We start from the raw sequence: 1,942 nt of genomic DNA on the forward strand, positions 1-1,942 counted from the left end.
CTCCCGGCCCCTCGCTGGGGCTGGCCGCGCCCAGGCCTCCGCCGATGCCCTGGCTCGTGGCCCGGCGGCTCGCGTGGCGGCGCCTGTGGGCGCGGTGGGCGCGGCGTCTGGGATTGCGCCAGGACGACTGAACCCCCAGGGTCTTCCGCTTCCTGAACAACCCTGGAGGTTTTCCCAACAACAGGGTTTGTGCTACCTGCGGGGTTGAGCGATTCCCGCTCGACCCCCAGGGTTGAAAGGCAGGACATGAAGACGCCCGATACGACGACGGAGGAGATTCCCGGCGTGCCGCGCCGGCCGCGCGTGCTGTTCACGGTGGGAGGCACGGCCTTCGAGTTCGTGCGCAAGCTGGAGGTGCGCGCCACGGGGGAGCTGTTGATGCTGGCGCGCAGGCGCTACCGGGGAGGGCTGGGCGGCCCGGTGGTCATCAAGCGGCTGCGCAACCCGTCCGGCTTCGTGGAGCGCAGGCGGCTGGTGGAGGAGGTGGAGCTGACGTTCCGGCTCAACCACCCCGGCATCGCGAAGGTCTACCACCTGAAGGCGTACCGGGGCGTGCCGCACGTGGTGATGGAGTACGTGGAGGGGCGGTCGCTGGACACGGTGCTCAACCTGGTGGCCATGCGCCGCAAGCCCATGTCCCCGGCCTTCGCCGCGTGGGTCGTCTCCGAGGTGGCGGAAGCCCTGCACCACGCGCACACGCTGCGCGACGAGTGGAACCGGCCGCTCGGCATCGTCCACCGCGACGTCAGCCCCCGGAACCTGCGGCTGGGCGTGCACGGCGAGGTGAAGCTCACGAACTTCACGGCCGCCTTCTCCACGCTGCCGGGCCGGGAGATCACCAGCCGGCCGCTGGTGAAGGGGGACGTGGCATACGCGTCCCCGGAGGCGCTCCGGCGCGAGCCGCTGGACGCCCGGAGCGACCTGTTCAGCCTGGGGCTGGTGCTCCTGGAGGTGCTGACGGGCACGCACCCGCTGACGCTGGGGGACGCGGCGCCCCCGCCGCCGCCGGACCTGCCGCAGGTGCAGGCGCAGGGGCCCACGTGGATGCCCTTGACGGAGGTGGCGGCGCGGATGGCGCTGGTGGGCACCCGGGAGGTGGAGGACCTGGCGCGCGACGTGCCGGAGGGCCTGCGGGCGGTGGTGGTCCGCGCGCTGCGCCAGTCCCCGGACGAGCGCTTCAGCACGGCGGCGGAGCTGGCCGCGGTCCTGCGTGAGTGGCTGCGTGAGCACGCCCCCGGCTACGGGCGCCAGGCCGCCGCGGAGGAGGTGGCGGAGGCGGCCCGGGAGGCCACCGGCCGGCGCAACCAAGCGGAGCTGCTGGAGGGAGGGCTGCACCCGGCGGAGCTGACCTCCGACGAGGCCGCGATAGCGTCCGAACCTGTCCTCCCGCCGCCCTTCCTCGGGGGCGATGACGTGACGCCCAGCGTGCACGACGAGCCCCTGCCCGTGGACGTGGCGGGGTTGGACGAGCTGGCCGGCCCGGATGAGGAGAGCCTGGAGGAGGACGACCTGGACGACGACGGTCACGAACCGGTGTGAAGCCGCGACACACCTGCAAGTGTTTCAAGGGCCCCTCCCTGACCTGTCGATCCAGACGATGGCGCGGGCTCCGCCCCTCCAATCCCTGGCACCCAGGCCGTGCCTGGGAGACCCCTCCAGGAAGAGCATCCGCGCTCGCCGGGGGCCTCCTCCTCGTGTCGCCCTGACGCCACGCACGGGAGGGCCACGATGCCTGGTCGCCTGCCCTCCAGCCTCCCCGTGGTCGCCCCCGAAGCAGGTTGCCGGACACGGGGACCGTTACGACCCTCAGTCGGACGGAGGAATACATCATGGCCGACAACGACAAGCGCTCAGCTCCCCCTCAGCCCGCCGAGGACTTCTACGGGCGCTCCGACACGAACCCCTCCTCCCGCGAGGGCCAGGGCTCCGCGCCCTCCTCCCC

At 72.7% G+C, this 1,942-nt stretch carries 1 protein-coding gene; it reads left to right on the forward strand.

Annotation, left to right across the window (positions count from 1 at the left end):
• Positions 1-246: 246 nt before the first annotated feature.
• Positions 247-1,539 carry a serine/threonine-protein kinase gene (locus tag D7V93_RS42380; RefSeq protein ID WP_208723340.1) on the forward strand — a complete coding sequence of 431 codons (1,293 nt, stop codon included), beginning with the start codon at positions 247-249 and terminating at the stop codon, positions 1,537-1,539.
• The last annotated feature ends 403 nt before the right edge of the window (positions 1,540-1,942 follow it).

This window comes from Corallococcus llansteffanensis (assembly GCF_003612055.1).
In the GTDB taxonomy this organism is placed as follows: domain Bacteria; phylum Myxococcota; class Myxococcia; order Myxococcales; family Myxococcaceae; genus Corallococcus; species Corallococcus llansteffanensis.